The organism is Burkholderia sp. Ac-20384 (genome assembly GCF_017104605.1).
GTDB lineage: Bacteria > Pseudomonadota > Gammaproteobacteria > Burkholderiales > Burkholderiaceae > Burkholderia > Burkholderia lata.
In genome coordinates, this window is sequence record NZ_JAAGPE010000208.1 from 1 (window position 1) to 16,913 (window position 16,913).

Below are 16,913 nucleotides of genomic sequence, written 5' to 3' on the forward strand. Positions count from 1 at the left end.
TCCCGGGCCGTACGCTGAAGAACCTGTTCCAGGAGCGTGGCGTGCCGGCCTGGCAACGCGACGTGCCGCTGCTGTTCGCTGGTGACTCGCTGATCTACGTGCCGCGCCTTGGCGTGAATCGCGATGCCGGCCTGTCCGACGGCGGGGTGCCCGGTGATGGCGCATGGCGCCGGATCGAGTGGCGTCCGGACCTGCTGATCGCATGACGGCGGCAGGCTGATGGCGGCGCGATGGCGCGCGCATTTTCACCATTTGGTAAACAGCGCCGGAACGGCCCCGGACGCCGCGAGCGGCTTGTCAAGCGGGCCTCTATCGGGTACGCTCGGTCGTTTGCTCGGCTCGATTTTTGAGCGATTTGTGCAGGTTTTCCGCGTGACGTACCCGGTTTGCGCGGCCTGATCGGCCTTCCGGGCAAAATCCGTCACGCTTGCGTGTTGCGTCCCAGCCGCCCCCCTCGTCGTCCGTCCACAGCCACAAGCCGCGTGACCGAACGGCTACGCGGCCTGCCCAGCGCGCCCGTGCGGTTTCTCCTCCAGTTCAGAACGACAATGGCACTCATCGTACACAAATACGGCGGCACTTCGATGGGCTCGGTCGAGCGCATCAAGAACGTCGCGAAACGCGTCGCAAAATGGCATCAGGCCGGGCACCAGATGGTGGTCGTGCCTTCGGCGATGTCCGGCGAAACCAACCGTCTGCTCGGTCTTGCGAAAGAGATTTCGAGCCAGCCGAGCCCGCGCGAGCTCGACATGATCGCGTCGACCGGCGAGCAGGTCAGCGTCGGCCTGCTGTCGATCGCGCTGCAGGAAATCGGCGTCGAGGCCGTGAGCTACGCCGGCTGGCAAGTGCCGATCAAGACCGACAGCGCGTTCACGAAAGCGCGCATTCACTCGATCGACGACGAGCGCGTGAAGGCTGATCTGAACGCAGGCAAGGTCGTGATCATCACGGGCTTCCAGGGCGTCGATCCGGACGGTCACATCACGACGCTGGGCCGTGGCGGCTCGGATACGTCGGCGGTGGCGGTCGCGGCTGCGCTGGGTGCCGAAGAGTGCCTGATCTATACGGACGTCGACGGCGTCTACACGACCGATCCGCGCGTTGTCGAAGAGGCGCGACGCCTCGATCGCGTGACGTTCGAGGAAATGCTGGAAATGGCCAGCCTCGGCTCGAAGGTCCTGCAGATCCGCTCGGTCGAATTCGCCGGCAAATTCCAGGTGAAGACGCGTGTGCTGTCGAGCCTGACCGATCCGCTGATTGCGCTCGACGAAGAAATGCGCTCGGGCACCCTGATTACTTTTGAAGAAGACGAGACCATGGAAAAGGCAGTCATTTCCGGCATCGCGTTCCAGCGCGACGAAGCACGCATTGCTGTGATGGGCGTGCCCGACAAGCCGGGCATCGCATATCAGATCCTCGGCCCGGTCGCGGATGCGAACGTCGACGTCGACATGATCATCCAGAACCAGAGCGTCCAGGGCAAGACCGACTTCACGTTCACGGTCGGCCGTGGCGACTATCAGAAGGCGATGGACATCCTCACCAACCAGGTGAAGGGCCACGTGAACGCCGAGCAGGTGCAGGGCGACCCGAAGGTGTCGAAGGTATCGGTCGTCGGCGTCGGCATGCGTTCGCACGTGGGCGTCGCGAGCAAGATGTTCCGCACGCTGTCGGAAGAGGGCATCAACATCCAGATGATCTCGACGTCCGAAATCAAGATTTCGGTGCTGATCGACGAGAAATACATGGAGCTGGCCGTCCGCGCGCTGCACAAGGCATTCGAACTCGACCAGGCATCGTGAATTTTTCGTGATGCGTTGAAGAAAATGCATCACGGAAATTGACGTGCGGTTCGAAACCCTATATTATTTCGTTCTCGTCGCACTGCCTCCCTGGTGCGAGCGAAAGTTTGGGAGACGTGGCCGAGAGGTCGAAGGCACTCCCCTGCTAAGGGAGCATCTGGGCCAAAACCTGGATCGAGGGTTCGAATCCCTCCGTCTCCGCCAAAAGCGGTGACAAAGCCCCGCAAGTTCTCGGACTTGCGGGGCTTTTTCTTTTTCGGGCGCTTGCCGTGCCACATCACTGGTGCGCCTCTTCATTCGAAGAGAGCCAATGCAGCGGCCTGTTCGCATCGCCCTGTCGCGCCACGGAATCTACACCGTTACCAGTACGCTATCGCTGATGAGCGACGCGAGAGGCGTTTGTCCCTGAACACCAGGCGTTCAATCGTTGCCAAGGGGAGGGGATTGATGGTTCCAGTTCAGCGCATTACCGCGATAGCGTCGATTTCCACCAGGACCTCCGGCCGAAACAGCGACGCAACGCCAATGAGCGCACTGGCTGGCGCATGCCCTTTGAGCCAGCGATCGCGAACCGTACGAATGGTGCCGAGCTGCTCAGGGCGGTAGTCGCGCACGTACAGGGTCATGCGGGCAATCTGGTCGAGCGAACTACCCGCATGATGCAATGTGCTATCCAGGTTCTGGAAGGCTTGCTCCAACTGATCTTCCAGCGTGGGAGCAACGCTTCCGTCGGCAGCGACCGGGACATGTCCACTGAGTAACGCCAGATCGCCCTTTACAACGACGGCGCCAGAAATGCCAGGAATGTCCTGTCCAGGGGCCGTCAGCGTTCGCATCGTTTCCGCAGGCTCTGCCGGCGGTGCAGCGGGCGAGGCTTCCGGTATGTTGGTGATCTTGCTCGTGGACGACATGCTGTCGACGAAGATGCGAGTCGGCATGGCCCAGCCGAAATGATGGACGACCTCATTCAACACGTGTTGTTGCTGCTGGTCGGTGAACGCCGCGGTGGCATCGCTCAGCACGACCGGTTCATAGCCTAGATCGTGCGCGGCGCGCAGTGTCGACTCAATGCATACGTGGGTGGCATAACCCGCGAGGTACAGCCGCGTGATGCCTTGGCCGCGCAGATAGTTGTCCAGATCGGAAGCGGAAAAAGCACTGGCGCCTGCCCGTCCGCTGACAACGAATTCATTTTCAAGCGGCGCAAACGGCCCATGGAACTGCCAACCACTCTCTTGCTTCTGCCAGGTGCCGGCCTTTTGAATTGCGCCACGCAGACCGAATCGAGCCCGCCCCAACTCTCGGTAGTCCGAAGACATCTGCAGCGTCGCGTGAATCACGGGCATGCCCGCTTGACGCGCAGCCGCCAGCGCCAGCCTGGCGGCCTCCTGCGACTGAGAGAACTGATGCTCATCCTCGATCAGCCGTCTCAACTTGCCTTCCGGAGCAAGCCATTCATTGACAAACTCGATCATGAGCAGCGCAGATCGATCGTCGTCCGGCACGTTCGCAATCGGTTCGCGTGCAACTGCGGCAACGCTGACTTCAGCTTGCGACGAGGGAGGCGCTGCCTCACTGGCGCCGGTTGCCATGGCGGACAACAAGAACAGTCGCGAGAACCGGCTTTGCGTGAATTTCAACATCTCGACCCCCTCTTCAATCAATGAGGGTTCGACTATATGGGCGAACCCGTGTCACGATAAGGCGTTGAAATTCAGACTTACTGTGAATTGAAGGAATGGTCGAGTGGATCCATTTACCGATATCAGCACCTTTGTCCGTGCTGCCGAGGCCGGCAATTTCACGCGTGCGGCACGGTTGCTTCAGCTTAGCCCTTCAGCCGTGAGCAAGGCGGTAGCACGTCTGGAAGCCGAACTGGGGGTTCGGCTGTTTCACCGTTCGCCGCGGCAGATCACCTTGACCGGAGATGGCGAATTGTTTTTCGCGGTCTGCCGCCAGGGAATGACGGACATCGAGGACGCTCGAAGCAGGCTTGCGGGGGCGTCGCAACCATGGCGGGGCAAGTTGCGGCTCTGCGTCCCCGTGAGTTTCGGCCAGTATGTGCTGGCGCCTGCGCTTGGTGATTGGCTGGGCGCGCATCCCGGTCTGGATATCGAACTCGCACTGACGGATCGTCACGTCGACATGACGGCCGAGCGTTTCGACCTGGCCGTGATGCTGGGGGAAGTGCCTGACTCCCGGCTGGTGGCTCGCCCGTTGCCCGCTCATCGCTTTGTGACGGTCGCTTCGCCTGCATACCTGCAGTCGCGGGGTGTGCCCGATACGCCGGACGACCTGGTCAACCATACCTGTCTGCGTTATGTGATGGTCAACAGCGGACAGTTCCGAGATTGGATGTTCGTCCGTGGCGGGGATCAGTACAGCCACTTTCCCGTGGGGCCGTTGGCCAGCGACCATGTGTCGGCGCTCCTGGCGCTGTCGGAAGCCGGGGGCGGTATCTTGCAAGCCCCGCATTATGTCGTGGCGCCGTCGTTGGCCGCGGGGCGACTTGTTCCCGTCCTGAGCGACTTCAAGAGCATTGGCGCCCCGTTGTCGGTGGTCTATGAGAAAGCGCGGCAAGCCTCCGCACGCACCAGGCTTGCCGCCGACTTCCTGTTGGCGCTTGGCGAGCGGCTGTAGGGCTGATGCGGGATTCAAAGTCATCGCGCCGCTTGTCGCGATGGCGCAGAACGCATTGCTTGCTACTCGTACTCGACCCGCACACACCGCAGGATGTTGCGCGTGGTGACGTGAGGCGATCGTCACGTCGCCGGCGTCGAGGTCGGATCTGACCGCCGCAAACGACATGATTGACGAGCGCAATATCGTCGATGCGATGACGCTCGCTTCGCCATTTTCCCGTGACACACGAACTCCATCGCATGGTGGCGCGGCGCATATGGGGCTACCTGAGTCATCAATGATCGCGGTTGGGAAAGCGCCGGATGCGGGCGGAGCGACCATTCTCTCGACCTGCATCGTGTCAGGCGAAATGAAATAAAAATGAAAGGCATGTTGTAAGGATTGAGTGCCGCATATTCGCTGTCTCGGCAGGCGTAAATTAGCTCGTTCCGACCCTCCAGAATGGCCCATCAACGTCAAAAATGCGGCACTGCATCGATTTTTGCGATTGACGTCGCCAAGCAATACAAAAAATTACTCATAAAAATCAGCAGCATAGGGCGGAGGCAAAAATCAATGCTCTGCTGCGATGCAGAAAATAATCAATCGCCTTATGCTGGTTAACCCGATCGCGTTTGAGCGGCGTCAAGTTTTCCGGTGATGCCGCTTTACATTTTGCCAACACTGGCGATTCACGAAATCTATCTGTCGATTCGATTTCGTTCCTTTCGTCTCGCCTGTCCCCGATGCAGTGCGCGACTTCATCAAGGCCTTGTTGACATGCATGATTTCCCCTTCCTGAGCCTGGCCATCTGGGCTCCGATCCTGTTCGGCGCGTGCCTGCTGCGCGCCGGTTCCGACCATCATCCACGCCGAACGCGGCTGATCGCGCTCGTCGGTGCGCTGGTGGGGCTTGCGGCAGTCGTGCCGCTGGTTGCCGGTTTCGATGCGCACTCTGCCGCGATGCAGTTCGTCGAAAGCCGCAACTGGCTGGCAGCATTCAATTCCGGATGGCGGGTCGGCATCGACGGCGCGTCGCTGTGGCTCGTCGTGCTGACCGCGTTCACGACGCTCGTGGTAGTGGTGGCGTCGTGGGAGTCGGTCACGGTGCGCGTCGCGCAGTACTACGCGTCGTTCCTGATCCTGTCGGGGCTGATGGTCGGCGTGTTCGTCGCACAGGACGGGCTGCTGTTCTTCATCTTCTTCGAGGCGACGCTGATCCCGCTATACCTGCTGATCGGCACGTGGGGGCGAGAGCGTCGCGTGTACGCGGCCGTGAAGTTCTTCTTCATCTCGTTCGCCGGCTCGCTGATGCTGCTGATGGCGATGCTGTACCTGTACGCGCAGTCGCATACGTTCGACATGGCCGTATGGCGCACGCTGCAGCTCGGCTTCGCGCCGCAGTTGCTGGTGTTCCTCGGTTTCTTCGCCGCATTCGCGGTCAAGGTGCCGATGTGGCCGGTCCACACTTGGCTGAGCGACGTCTATACCGACGGCCCGACCGGCGCCGCGCTGATGCTCGCGATGCTCAAGCTCGGCGGCTACGGGTTCCTGCGCTTCGCGCTGCCGATCACGCCCGATGCGAGCCACTTCTTCGCGCCGGCCGTGATTGCGCTGTCGCTGTTCGCGATCGTCTATGCGAGCCTGATCGCGCTCGCGCAGACCGATCTCGGCAAGCTGCTCGCGTATTCGACGGTCGCGCACATGGGGATCGTCACGCTCGGGCTGTTCCTGTTCAACCGGATCGGCGTCGAAGGCGCGATCGTGCAGCTCGTGTCGTATGGCTTCGTCGCGGGCGCGATGCTGTTGTGCGTGAACGTGCTCGTCGATCGCACGAAGCAGCGCGAGATTGCCGCTTACGGTGGCGTCGCGGGCGTGATGCCGCGTTTCGCGACCTTCACGGTGCTGTTCGCGATGGCCAACGTCGGCCTGCCGGGCACGTCGGGGTTCGTCGGCGAGTTCATGGTCATCATGGGCGCGATCCGCTTCAACTTCTGGATCGGCGCCATCGCGGCGCTGACGCTGATCCTCAGCGCGTCGTACACGCTGTGGATGCTCAAGCGCGTCGTGTTCGGCAAGGTCGCGAGCCAGCGGATCGCGAAGCTCGCCGACCTGAACCGTCGCGAGATCGTGATGTTCGCGTCGCTCGCGCTGGTCGTGGTGATGGTCGGCGTCTATCCGAAGCCGTTCACCGACGCGATCGATCCGACCGTCGGACGGCTGATCGAAGACGCAAGCCATTCGAAGCTGCCGACAGGGGACGGCCCGGCGCAGCCGCAGCCGTCGTACATGGCATCGACGCGCGGCTGATCGCAGCACGTCGCGCGAGCGGGGCGCATCGCATGGCGGTGCGGTCGTTGCACACGCATCGATTCGATCGCGGTCCGGCGCAGGCAGCGCCGGGCCGGCTTTCGGCTGCGTGAAATTGCCCCGCGACAATCTGTCTCACAGCAGATTCTGCAATGATGATTTTCCGCATTAGCTGGTTTTTCATCGCACTCGCGCGACGTATGATTCGGCCACTTTCGTGGATCGAATGCGCATCGGGCATACGCAAACGGATTCAATGACCCTCGGGCTGTGTGATGAAAAGAAAAGCTTCTAAAGGCGGAGTGGCGCTGATGTCGATCGGCGCGGCTTTGAGCCTGTCAGGCTGTAATTTAGATGTACTAAATCCGAAAGGAAGCGTGGGTGCTGCCGAAAAGGCGCTGATCGCGACGTCCACCTGGGCGATGCTGATCGTCGTCGTGCCGGTGATCCTGCTCACGCTGTGGTTCGCGTGGCGTTACCGCGCGTCGAACCGCAACGCCACCTACGCGCCGAACTGGTCGCACTCGACTGCGATCGAGGTCGTGATCTGGACGGTGCCGACGCTGATCATCCTGTTCCTCGGCGTGCTCACGTGGAAGACCACGCACGAGCTCGACCCGTACAAGCCGCTCGAGTCGTCGGTGAAGCCGATCGATGTCGAGGTCGTCGCACTCGACTGGAAGTGGCTGTTCATCTATCCGGAACTCGGCATCGCGTCGGTGAACCAGCTCGCGATTCCGGTCGGCACGCCGGTGAACTTCCGCATCACGTCGGATTCGGTGATGAACTCGTTCTTCATCCCGCAGCTCGGCGGCCAGGTCTACGCGATGGCCGGCATGCAGACGCGTCTGCACCTGATCGCCGACGAGGCCGGCAACTATGCGGGCACGTCCGCCAACTTCAGCGGCCGCGGCTTCTCCGACATGAAGTTCCGCACGCTCGCCGAGCCGCGCGAACAGTTCGATGCATGGGTGCAGAAGGTGAAGGCGTCGCCGGACCGGCTCGACGCGACCGTGTACGGCACCGTCGCGCAGCCGAGCGAGAAGGCGCCCGTGCGCTACTTCTCGTCGGTCGACCCACGGCTCTTCCACAACATCATCGCGAAATACAACGATGGCCACGTCCTCGACCTGAAGGACGCCGCCTGCGGCACGAAGGGGTAACGCATGTTCGGCAAACTCACACTCTCGGCGATCCCGTTCGATCAGCCCATCATCATGGGGGCCGGTGCCTTCATGGGGCTGGTCGTGCTGGGCATTCTCGCCGCGCTGACGATCACCGGCCGGTGGAAATGGCTGTGGACGCAATGGCTGACCACGGTCGACCACAAGAAACTCGGCGTGATGTACATCATCGTCGCGCTGATCATGCTGCTGCGCGGCTTCGCGGACGCGATCATGATGCGCATGCAGCTCGCGCTCTCGTACAACGGGCCCGGCTACCTGCCGCCGCACCACTATGACCAGGTCTTCACGGCACACGGCGTGATCATGATCTTCTTCATGGCGATGGTGTTCATGGTCGGCCTGATGAACCTGATCGTGCCGCTGCAGATCGGTGCGCGCGACGTCGCATTCCCGTTCATCAACTCGCTGTCGTTCTGGATGACGGCGGTCAGCGCAATCCTGATCAACGTCTCGCTCGTGATCGGCGAATTCGCGCAGACGGGCTGGCTCGCGTATCCGCCGTTGTCGGAGCTGCAGTTCAGTCCGGGGGTAGGGGTCGACTACTACTTGTGGGCGCTGCAGATCTCGGGCGTCGGCACGCTGCTGACGGGCGTGAACTTCTTCGTGACGATCATCAAGATGCGCGCGCCGGGCATGACGCTGATGAAGATGCCGGTGTTCACCTGGACCGCGCTCTGCACGAACGTGCTGATCATGGCGTCGTTCCCGATCCTGACCGCGACGCTTGCGCTGCTCGGCCTCGACCGTTACCTCGGCATGCACTTCTTCACGAACGAAGCCGGCGGCAACGCGATGCTGTACCTGAACCTGATCTGGGCATGGGGTCACCCGGAGGTGTACATCCTGATCCTGCCGGCATTCGGCATTTTCTCGGAAGTCATCTCGACGTTCGCGAAGAAGCCGCTGTTCGGCTACAAGACGATGGTGTACGCGACCTGCGCGATCATGGTGCTGTCGTTCCTCGTGTGGCTGCATCACTTCTTCACGATGGGCTCGGGTGCGAACGTGAACGCGTTCTTCGGCATCATGACGATGATCATCGCGATCCCGACCGGCGTGAAGGTGTTCAACTGGCTGTTCACGATGTATCGCGGCCGGATCGAATTCACGACGCCCGTGCTGTGGACGATCGGCTTCATGGTCACGTTCACGCTCGGCGGCATGACCGGCGTGATGATGGCGATTCCGGGTGCGGACTTCGTGCTGCACAACAGCCTGTTCCTGATTGCTCACTTCCACAACGTGATCATCGGCGGCGTGCTGTTCGGCTATCTCGCGGGCTTCAACTACTGGTTCCCGAAGGCGTTCGGCTTCAAGCTGAACGAGAAGCTCGGCAAGGCGGCGTTCTGGTTCTGGCAGATCGGTTTCTACGTTGCATTCGTGCCGCTCTACGTGCTCGGCTTCATGGGCATGACGCGCCGGATCAACCATTACGACAACCCGGCCTGGCATCCGTGGCTGCTGGTCGCCGCATTCGGCGCCGTGCTGATCGCGATCGGCATTGCATGCCAGCTGCTGCAACTGGTGGTCAGCATCCGCAACCGCAACCTGCCCGAGTACCGCGACACGACGGGCGATCCGTGGGGTGGCCGCACGCTGGAATGGGCGACCTCGTCGCCGCCGGCCGATTACAACTTCGCGGTGATCCCGCAAGTGCGCACGCTCGACGCGTATGCGGACATGAAGGCACGCGGCGAAGGCCGGCCGAATCCGGCAGCGATTCGCGACATCCACATGCCGTCGAATACCTGCGCGGGCCTCGTGGTCGCGATCTTCAGCCTGGTGCTCGGCTTCGCGCTGGTGTGGCACATCTGGTGGATGGCGATCGGCGGGCTCGTCGGAATCGTCGCGACGCTCGTGATCTACAGCTCGCGCGATAACGACGGGTATTACATCCCCGCGTCGACGGTGCGGAAGATCGAAGACAAGCAGCCGACGCAGCGCGTGGCCGCGCGCGTCGACGACGTGGAACTGGAGGCCAACTGATGTTGCAGAAAACCTTGAGCGCAACCCTGCTCGAGCACGACGACCATCCGCCGTCGCATTCGGTGTTCGGGTTCTGGCTGTACCTGATGACCGACTGCGTGATCTTTGCGGCGCTGTTCGCGACGTTCGCGGTGCTCGGCCAGCAGCATGCGGGTGGGCCGACCGCGAAAGACCTGTTCGACATTCCGGGCGTCGCGGTGGAAACCGCCGCGCTGCTGCTGTCGAGCATCACGTACGGTTTCGCGATGCTCGCTGCGTACAAGCAGCGGCGCGGCGCGCTGCTCGCCTGGCTCGCGGTGACGTTCGTGCTCGGCGCGGCGTTTCTCGTGATGGAACTGCGCGAGTTCTCGCACCTGATCGCGGAGGGCGCAGGCCCGCAGCGCAGCGCGTTCCTGTCGGCGTTCTTCACGCTGGTCGGCACGCACGGGCTGCACGTGACGGCCGGGCTGCTGTGGATGATCGTGCTCGCCGGGCAGATCGTGTTCCGCGGCGGCGACCTGACCGATCGCGACCTGCGACGCCTGACGTGCCTGAGCCTCTTCTGGCACTTCCTCGACATCGTGTGGATCTGCGTGTTTTCCTTTGTCTATCTCGCGAGCGTGATCTAAATGGCCCATTCGCATTCGTCTCAACTCGAAGAAGGGCACGGCAGTGTCGGCGGCTACGTCGCCGGTTTCATCCTGTCGGTGCTGCTCACGGCCGCGTCGTTCGGCCTCGTGATGGGCGGCGTGCTGTCGCCGCACGCGTCGCTGATTGCGCTTGCCGTGCTCGCGTTCGTGCAGATCGTCGTGCACCTCGTGTACTTCCTGCACATGAACGGCTCGTCGGGCCAGCGCTGGAACGTGATGGCGTTCAGCTACACGGTGCTGACCGCGGCGATCCTGATCGTCGGCACGCTGTGGGTGATGCACAACGTCAGCATGAACATGATGTCGCGCTGAGCGGCAGCAAAGCGCAGCGGTCGAAATCCATGCGCGTTCATGAAAAAAAGGCGGCACGCGAGTGCCGCCTTTTTGTTTTTCCCGGCCGCGTTGCGCCGGGCAGCGGGATCAGTGCCGGGTGCCTGCATCGGCGGTCAGTGCATGCGTGCAGTCGGTGCGGTATTCGGCGGCGAGCCGCTGTTTCGCACCGTCGAGATCGTCGGGGTAGTACGGGCTCGCGTGTGCCGGCTCGTAGCCGACCTGTTCGAGTTCGGTCAGCTCGCGCACGAGGTCCGCATGCGTGACGTCATGGCCGGTGTGGACGAACGGATAGGCGTTGCACTCCTGCGGTGTCAGGTGAGGTGCCGCGAATGCGGCGGTGCTGGCGCATGCGAGCAGCATGCAGGCGACGGTAGTCGACAGTTTCATCCGGTAGCTCCTGGTTTCGCGGCCCGATGCCGCATGACGTCAGCGTAGGCGGCGTGCACGGCGGAGCGAGTGACGCACGGATGAAACATGTTTCACCCGTGCGCCGCGGCGCCGGATGAAGCAATTTTCATGTAACGCAAGACGGCAACCGGGTCGTCTACGATAGTTGCGGGCGCATCGTATGTGCCCGTCATGACGTTCATTGCGAGGGCAACCATGCGAGTACTGACGGTCGAGGACGATGCGGTGACCGCGAACGAAATCGTCGGCGAGCTGACCGCGCGCGGGTTCGAGGTCGACTGGATCGACAACGGCCGCGAAGGCATGCTGCGCGCGATGAGCGCATCGTACGACGCGATCACGCTCGACCGGATGCTGCCGGGTGCGGACGGCCTCGCGATCCTCACCGCGATGCGCACGGTCGGCATCGACACACCGGTGCTGATGCTGAGCGCGCTCGGCGATGTCGACGACCGCATTCGCGGGCTGCGCGCGGGCGGCGACGACTACCTGACGAAGCCGTTCGATTCCGGTGAACTGAGCGCCCGCATCGAGGTGCTGCTGCGTCGCCGGCAGGCGTCGGGCGTGCCGCAGCAGACGCTGTTGAAGGTCGGTGCGCTCGAGCTCGATCTCATTTCGCGCTGCGCGCGTCGCGGGGGCGACGAGATTCCGCTGTTGCCGACCGAGTTCCGCGTGCTCGAGTTCATGATGCGCAATGCGGGCCAGACGATCACGCGCACGATGCTGTTCGAGACCGTGTGGGGCTATCACTTCGATCCCGGCACCAACCTGATCGACGTCCACATGGGCCGGTTGCGCAAGAAGATCGATCCGCCCGGCGCGAACCCGATGATCCAGACGGTGCGTGGCTCGGGCTACATGCTCGCGTGACGGAGGCCCGGATGGATGCGGCTCGCGCGGCGAACTTCACGCGCCGCTGGCACACGACGACGTTTCGCTGGCTGTGCGCGTATGCGGCGATCTTCTCGGTTTCGCTGCTGCTGCTCGCGGGCGTGATCAGCGTGGCCGCGACGCACACGATGACGCGCGACACCGACGAGGTGCTCGCGTGGCAACTGATCTATTTCGATTCGGTTCCCGATGCCGAGCTGCCGCTCGCGATCCACCGGCGGCTCGAGCACGAGCACATGCATACCAGTTTCTACGGGCTGTTCGACGCGAACGGACGCCGTGTAGCCGGGGACATCGCGACGCCGCCCGTGCTGCGCACGGATCGCCAGGGACGCACGCTGAACCGCACGCTCGAGCCGCTCGACGGCCAGCCCGCACCGATTACGCGCGCGATGGCGGTACGCCGCGACAACGGGATGACGCTGGTGGTCGCGCGCGACCTGTCGCATTTCATCCAGATCCGCGATGTCGCGATTCGCGGGCTCGTGATCGGCGGCGTGATGATCCTGATCGCGGGCATCGCGGGCGGCAGCATGCTCGGCATGCGGCAGATGCGCCGCGTCGCCGCGATCCGGCGCGTCACGCGGCAGATCGCCGAAGGCGACCTCGGCAAGCGGCTGCCGGTCGGACGCTACGACGAACTCGACCTGCTTGCGCATCTCGTGAACCACATGCTCGACGAAGTCGAGCGGCTGATGGGCGAGGTGCGGCATACCTGCGACGGTATCGCGCACGATCTGCGCACGCCGCTCGCACGCGTGCACACGATGCTGGCGCGGCTTGCGGAGCAGCCGTTTTGCGCGGACGACCCGGCGTCGTCGGCACTGCTGGCGTCGGCGCGTGACGAGACCGACCGGCTGCTCGAACGTTTTCGCGCGATGCTGCGTATCTCCGAGATCGGCACGCTGAGCCGGCGTGGCGGCTTTGCCGCGGTCGACGTCGCGGCCTTGCTGCGCGACGTTTGCGAGCTTTATGAACCGCTGGCCGAAGCCGTCGACGTGTCGTTCGAACTCGACGCGACATCGGTCGACCGCATTCATGGCGATCGCGCGCTGCTGTTCGAGGCATTCAGCAATCTCGCGGACAACGCAATCAAGTTCACGCCGCCGGGCGGCCGCGTGCGGGTCGCCCTCCATGCGACGCCGAGCGGGCCGCTCGTGCGGTTCGAAGACACCGGGCCCGGCATCCCGCCCGGTGAACGCGACGCAGTACTCGAGCGCTTCTATCGTGGCGAGCGCACACGCCACGTGAGCGGATCGGGGCTTGGGTTGAGCATCGTCTCGGCGGTGATGCACGTGCACGGCTTCGCGCTGAGGATCGGCGACGCCCCCCTGGCCGGTGCGGCGATCACGGTCGAATGCTGGCCGCGCTCGCTCGCATGACGGTGTCGGGGAACGATCGATGCGCATCCTGCTGATTTCCCCGCCGAACCCGGAGGCGGCGCGGCTCGACAAGGCGTTTCGCGAGAGCACGCATGGCGTCGAGCGCGTCGACGGATGGCGCGACGGCTGCTTCGTGGCGACGCAGGACCGGTTCGATGCCATCGTTATCGTTGCGTCCGACACGGCCGCCGGCGCGGCGATCCTCGACGCATTGCCGCGACTCGCCGCATCGGCCGGCGGCGCGACGATTGCCGCGATCGTCGCCGGCGCGACAGCCGTGCAACGTGCACAGCTGCTGCAGGCCGGCTGCGACGTATGCCTTGTCCATCCATGTTCGTTCGTGGAACTGCACGAGCGGCTGCGCGCGCTGTGGCGCCGCGCGGGTGTCATCGCGATGCGCGAGTCGGTCCGGCTCGATGCTGCCACGCGCGCACTCGAAGAGCGTGGCCGGAGGCTGGCGCTCAGCACACGGGAATTCCGTCTCGTCGAATGCCTGCTGCGCGAATCGGGGCGACCGGTCGGGCGCGATACCGTGCTGCGTTATGCGTGGGGCGATGCCGATGTCGAGCCCGAGACGGTCAACGCGCTGGTCGTGCGGTTGCGGCGCAAGCTGGCCGAGCACGCTTTTTCCGCGCGTATCGAAACGGTTGCGCGATTCGGGTTCAGGTTCGACGCGGGGCGGTGATATCGCGGTACCACACCGCGCTTGCGGATGGCGGGCATGCCGCGCGTCGCGCGGCATGTCCGGTTGCGTGCGCTCAGTGCGAATAGAGTTCGCGGTTGAGCTGCGCGAGCTGGCCGTCGCGTTCGGCGTGGACGAGTTCGCGATAGACCTGCGCCCGAGTCAGCGGCGTTGCCGGCCGTGCGTTCCATGCCGGTTGCGACGACGACGGTGCGGTCGCGGCGTACGTTTGCGGCGCAGCGGCGGCGTCGGGCGGCGTTGCGCTGGCCCGGCCGGGCAGCGCGACGCAGAGCGCGGAGAGGGCGGTGGCGAACATCAATGTCTTCATGGCGTGATCCTTGTCGAAGGTCGGGGGCCGGTGTCGCGGATGCGATGCCGGCCTGAAACACGTTATCGGGTGCGCTCGTACGGACGCCCGGCGTGCCGATGAAGAAACGTTCATGAACGCGCGTCGTGCCACCCGCCGCCAAGCGCGCGCACGAGTCCGACGGATGCCTGCAGGCGGCGGGCGTCGACATCGAGCGACGAGATCTGCGTATCGAGTTCGGTCGTCTGTGCGGTGACCACGTCGAGATAGCTGACCGCGCCGTCGCGATAGCGCGACATTGCCAGCGCAAGCGAATGCCGTGCCGCGGCGAGCGCCGCGTCGTCCTCGCCCGATTCGTCACCGAGGCGATGCAACTGCGCAAGATCGTCCTCGACTTCACGGAACGCCTGCAGCACGACCGCACGATAGCGCGCGCCCTGTTCGTCGAACTGTGCACGCGCGTTGCGGATGCCGGCGGCACGCCGGCCCCCGTCGAACAGCGTCATCGCGAGACGCGGCCCGATCGACCAGATCTCGTTCGGCGCGGCGAGCCACGGCGAAAACGTATCGCTCTGGAACCCGGCGTCGAGGCCGAGCGACAGGTCGGGAAAGTACGCGGCGCGTGCGACGCCGATCTGCGCGTTCGCGGCGGCGACTCGGCGTTCGGCGGCGGCGACATCCGGCCGGCGTTCGAGCAGCGTCGACGCGAGCCCGGTCGGAATCGATGGCACGCCCGGCAGCGCAGCAACGGGCGGCAGCGAGAACGTCGACGCGGATTCGCCGACGAGTGCCGCGATCGCATGCTCGTCGAGCGCGCGACGAGCGGCGATGTCGGACGCACGCGCCTGGGCGAGCGCGAGCTGTGTTTGCGCGCGCGATACGTCGAGCCCTGACGCGAGGCCGCCGCGATGACGACTGGCCGTGAGCTGCCACGCACGGCGGTACGTGTCGATCGTTTGCGCGAGCGTGTCTGCTTCACGATCGAGTCCCGCGAGGTCGAAGTAGGTGCTGGCGACGCCGGCCTGCAGGCTGAGCCGGACCGATGCGAGGTCGTCGTCGGCCGCCTGCGCGTCGTCGCGGCCGGCGGCGACCGTGTTGCGGACCTTGCCCCACAGATCGACGTCGTAGCCGAATCCCGCTTCGAGTGTGTTCGACTCATAGGTGTCGGGCTGGCCGCTACCGCGCAGCGGCCGGCGCGCGGACTGGCGGTCGCGGTCGGTCTCTGCATCGATGCCCACGGTCGGCAGCAATGCCGCATGCGCCTCGTCGAACAGCGCGGTGGCTTCATCGTGCCGCGCGACGGCGGCCGCGAGGTCGGGATTCGCACGCGCGACGAGCGGTTCGAGCCGGTCGAGCGTCGCGTCGCCGTACACGCGCCACCAGCCGTCACGTGGCAGGCGATCGGCCGGTGCGGCGTCGACCCATGCACCCGTTTCGCGAAACGCGGCCGGCACGGGAACGGCCGGCGCGCGATAGGTCGGCGCGAACGAGCAGCCGGCGAGCAGCGCGACGCTACCCAGCCACACAGCGAGCAGACGGTCAGCCATGCGCACGCTCCGTCGTCGCGGTGCCGGCGAGACGCACGGGGTCGCCGTCCGCGAGCGAATCGGGTGGATTGTCGATCACGCGGTCACCGGCCGCGAGCCCCGACGCGATCGCGACGCGCGTGCCGAGATCGGTCGCGATCGACACGTTGTGCAGCCGCGCGTGCCCGGTCGCATCGAGTACGGCGACTTGCAGCCCGTCGTGGCGGAAGATCAGCGTGCTTGCCGGAATCGTCAGCGCATGCGCGGCGCCGGGCATCGCGATCCGCACCTGCGCGAATTCGCCCGGGAACAGCGTGCCCGCCGGGTTGGCGATCGAGAACTGCGCGAGCAGCGTGCCGGAAGCCGGGTCGATCGATTGCGCGGAATCCGCGAGCGTGGCGTCGAACGTCATGCCGGGCCGCTCGGGGACGGTCAGCGCGACACGCATGCCTGCGCGGACCGCGGCCGCGTCGTCTTGCGGGACATGGACGTACAGCCGCAGCCGCCGCGCGTCCGAGACGGTGAAGAGTTCGGTACCGTTGCCGCTGCCCGCGTCGATCAGCGCGCCGACATCGGTCTTGCGGGCGGTGACGATACCGTCGAACGGCGCGGTGAGCCGCTTGAACGATTCGAGCGCTTCGAGCCGCCGCACGTTGGCGGTGCTCGCCGCGACGGCCGCGCGTTTCGCGTCGAGGTCGCTGCGCTTTTCGTCGGCCTCCTGTTGCGAGACGGAATCCTGCGCGAGCATCTCGGCCCAGCGGGCGGCCGTGACGGCCGCAAGCCGTTCGTTCGCGCTCGCGCTCTGAAGGTCGGCGCGTGCCTGCTGCAACTGCTGGTCGAGATCGGGC

General features: G+C 64.4%; 17 protein-coding genes and 1 tRNA gene. 13 read left to right on the forward strand and 5 right to left on the reverse strand.

What is annotated here, in order from left to right:
- From tilS to G3O00_RS29250, 3 genes are all read left to right on the forward strand, one after another.
- Positions 1-206: tRNA lysidine(34) synthetase TilS (tilS, locus tag G3O00_RS29240; RefSeq protein ID WP_206145109.1), on the forward strand; the 206-nt coding region annotated here is incomplete at its 5' end.
- Positions 207-548: 342 nt separating this feature from the next.
- Positions 549-1,802, forward strand: coding sequence for an aspartate kinase (locus tag G3O00_RS29245; RefSeq protein ID WP_011352511.1), 1,254 nt, complete (start codon positions 549-551; stop codon positions 1,800-1,802).
- A gap of 110 nt (positions 1,803-1,912) precedes the next feature.
- Positions 1,913-2,006 (forward strand) — tRNA-Ser (locus tag G3O00_RS29250).
- 254 nt (positions 2,007-2,260) lie between these two features.
- Here the strand turns inward: G3O00_RS29250 and G3O00_RS29255 are convergent.
- On the reverse strand, positions 2,261-3,466 hold the full coding sequence (locus G3O00_RS29255) for an isochorismatase family protein (protein ID WP_206145110.1): 1,206 nt from the start codon (positions 3,464-3,466) through the stop codon (positions 2,261-2,263).
- An 82-nt stretch (positions 3,467-3,548) separates the two neighbouring features.
- Here G3O00_RS29255 and G3O00_RS29260 point away from each other — a divergent pair, with 82 nt between their 5' ends.
- The 7 genes from G3O00_RS29260 (at position 3,549) to cyoD (ending at position 10,848) form a co-directional block, all read left to right on the forward strand.
- Entirely contained in the window at positions 3,549-4,442 is an 894-nt protein-coding gene (locus G3O00_RS29260) for a LysR family transcriptional regulator (protein WP_174933615.1), read from the forward strand.
- 166 nt (positions 4,443-4,608) lie between these two features.
- A complete protein-coding gene (locus G3O00_RS29265; protein WP_174933617.1) occupies positions 4,609-4,803 on the forward strand; it encodes a hypothetical protein in 195 nt (64 codons plus the stop codon).
- 401 nt (positions 4,804-5,204) lie between these two features.
- On the forward strand, positions 5,205-6,734 hold the full coding sequence (locus G3O00_RS29270; protein ID WP_174933619.1) for an NADH-quinone oxidoreductase subunit M: 1,530 nt from the start codon (positions 5,205-5,207) through the stop codon (positions 6,732-6,734).
- Positions 6,735-7,009: 275 nt separating this feature from the next.
- Complete coding sequence (gene cyoA / locus G3O00_RS29275) at positions 7,010-7,897, forward strand: ubiquinol oxidase subunit II (protein ID WP_041492885.1); 888 nt, start codon at positions 7,010-7,012, stop codon at positions 7,895-7,897.
- A gap of 3 nt (positions 7,898-7,900) precedes the next feature.
- Entirely contained in the window at positions 7,901-9,907 is a 2,007-nt protein-coding gene (cyoB, locus tag G3O00_RS29280; protein WP_206145111.1) for a cytochrome o ubiquinol oxidase subunit I, read from the forward strand.
- Positions 9,907-10,515, forward strand: coding sequence for a cytochrome o ubiquinol oxidase subunit III (cyoC, locus tag G3O00_RS29285; RefSeq protein WP_011352505.1), 609 nt, complete (start codon positions 9,907-9,909; stop codon positions 10,513-10,515). Before cyoB ends, cyoC begins: the two co-directional genes overlap by 1 nt.
- On the forward strand, positions 10,516-10,848 hold the full coding sequence (gene cyoD / locus G3O00_RS29290; protein ID WP_011352504.1) for a cytochrome o ubiquinol oxidase subunit IV: 333 nt from the start codon (positions 10,516-10,518) through the stop codon (positions 10,846-10,848). It abuts the gene before it with no gap.
- A gap of 108 nt (positions 10,849-10,956) precedes the next feature.
- Here cyoD and G3O00_RS29295 read toward each other — a convergent pair whose 3' ends face one another.
- The gene (locus G3O00_RS29295; protein WP_206145112.1) at positions 10,957-11,256 is read right to left on the reverse strand and encodes a DUF4148 domain-containing protein; all 300 of its coding nucleotides are present in this window, start codon (positions 11,254-11,256) and stop codon (positions 10,957-10,959) included.
- A gap of 216 nt (positions 11,257-11,472) precedes the next feature.
- Between G3O00_RS29295 and G3O00_RS29300 the strand changes: the two genes are divergently transcribed.
- The 3 genes from G3O00_RS29300 to G3O00_RS29310 are packed head-to-tail and all read left to right on the forward strand — an operon-like array spanning position 11,473 to position 14,235.
- The gene (locus tag G3O00_RS29300) at positions 11,473-12,147 is read left to right on the forward strand and encodes a response regulator transcription factor (protein WP_206145113.1); all 675 of its coding nucleotides are present in this window, start codon (positions 11,473-11,475) and stop codon (positions 12,145-12,147) included.
- A gap of 11 nt (positions 12,148-12,158) precedes the next feature.
- Positions 12,159-13,550 carry a HAMP domain-containing sensor histidine kinase gene (locus G3O00_RS29305; protein WP_206145114.1) on the forward strand — a complete coding sequence of 464 codons (1,392 nt, stop codon included), beginning with the start codon at positions 12,159-12,161 and terminating at the stop codon, positions 13,548-13,550.
- Positions 13,551-13,569: 19 nt separating this feature from the next.
- Positions 13,570-14,235 carry a winged helix-turn-helix domain-containing protein gene (locus tag G3O00_RS29310; protein ID WP_206145115.1) on the forward strand — a complete coding sequence of 222 codons (666 nt, stop codon included), beginning with the start codon at positions 13,570-13,572 and terminating at the stop codon, positions 14,233-14,235.
- A 73-nt stretch (positions 14,236-14,308) separates the two neighbouring features.
- Here G3O00_RS29310 and G3O00_RS29315 read toward each other — a convergent pair whose 3' ends face one another.
- The 3 genes from G3O00_RS29315 to G3O00_RS29325 form a co-directional block, all read right to left on the reverse strand.
- Entirely contained in the window at positions 14,309-14,560 is a 252-nt protein-coding gene (locus G3O00_RS29315; protein ID WP_174933630.1) for a DUF4148 domain-containing protein, read from the reverse strand.
- Between the two features lie 110 nt (positions 14,561-14,670).
- Positions 14,671-16,086: an efflux transporter outer membrane subunit gene (locus tag G3O00_RS29320; protein WP_206145116.1), complete on the reverse strand. Its 1,416-nt coding sequence runs from the start codon at positions 16,084-16,086 to the stop codon at positions 14,671-14,673.
- A partial coding sequence (locus G3O00_RS29325) for an efflux RND transporter periplasmic adaptor subunit (RefSeq protein WP_206145117.1) occupies positions 16,079-16,913 on the reverse strand: 835 nt, incomplete at its 5' end. The genes G3O00_RS29325 and G3O00_RS29320, both read right to left, overlap by 8 nt.

What these genes read in the sequence shown, in the direction of transcription:
- cyoC (WP_011352505.1), top strand. Translation starts at nt 9,907, where the DNA reads ATGTTGCAGAAAACCTTGAGCGCAACCCTGCTCGAGCACGACGACCAT.
- cyoD (WP_011352504.1), top strand. Translation starts at nt 10,516, where the DNA reads ATGGCCCATTCGCATTCGTCTCAACTCGAAGAAGGGCACGGCAGTGTC.
- G3O00_RS29245 (WP_011352511.1), top strand. Translation starts at nt 549, where the DNA reads ATGGCACTCATCGTACACAAATACGGCGGCACTTCGATGGGCTCGGTC.
- G3O00_RS29265 (WP_174933617.1), top strand. Translation starts at nt 4,609, where the DNA reads ATGATTGACGAGCGCAATATCGTCGATGCGATGACGCTCGCTTCGCCA.
- G3O00_RS29320 (WP_206145116.1), bottom strand. Translation starts at nt 16,086, where the DNA reads ATGGCTGACCGTCTGCTCGCTGTGTGGCTGGGTAGCGTCGCGCTGCTC.
- G3O00_RS29310 (WP_206145115.1), top strand. Translation starts at nt 13,570, where the DNA reads ATGCGCATCCTGCTGATTTCCCCGCCGAACCCGGAGGCGGCGCGGCTC.
- cyoB (WP_206145111.1), top strand. Translation starts at nt 7,901, where the DNA reads ATGTTCGGCAAACTCACACTCTCGGCGATCCCGTTCGATCAGCCCATC.
- cyoA (WP_041492885.1), top strand. Translation starts at nt 7,010, where the DNA reads ATGAAAAGAAAAGCTTCTAAAGGCGGAGTGGCGCTGATGTCGATCGGC.
- G3O00_RS29300 (WP_206145113.1), top strand. Translation starts at nt 11,473, where the DNA reads ATGCGAGTACTGACGGTCGAGGACGATGCGGTGACCGCGAACGAAATC.
- G3O00_RS29305 (WP_206145114.1), top strand. Translation starts at nt 12,159, where the DNA reads ATGGATGCGGCTCGCGCGGCGAACTTCACGCGCCGCTGGCACACGACG.
- G3O00_RS29270 (WP_174933619.1), top strand. Translation starts at nt 5,205, where the DNA reads ATGCATGATTTCCCCTTCCTGAGCCTGGCCATCTGGGCTCCGATCCTG.
- G3O00_RS29315 (WP_174933630.1), bottom strand. Translation starts at nt 14,560, where the DNA reads ATGAAGACATTGATGTTCGCCACCGCCCTCTCCGCGCTCTGCGTCGCG.
- G3O00_RS29295 (WP_206145112.1), bottom strand. Translation starts at nt 11,256, where the DNA reads ATGAAACTGTCGACTACCGTCGCCTGCATGCTGCTCGCATGCGCCAGC.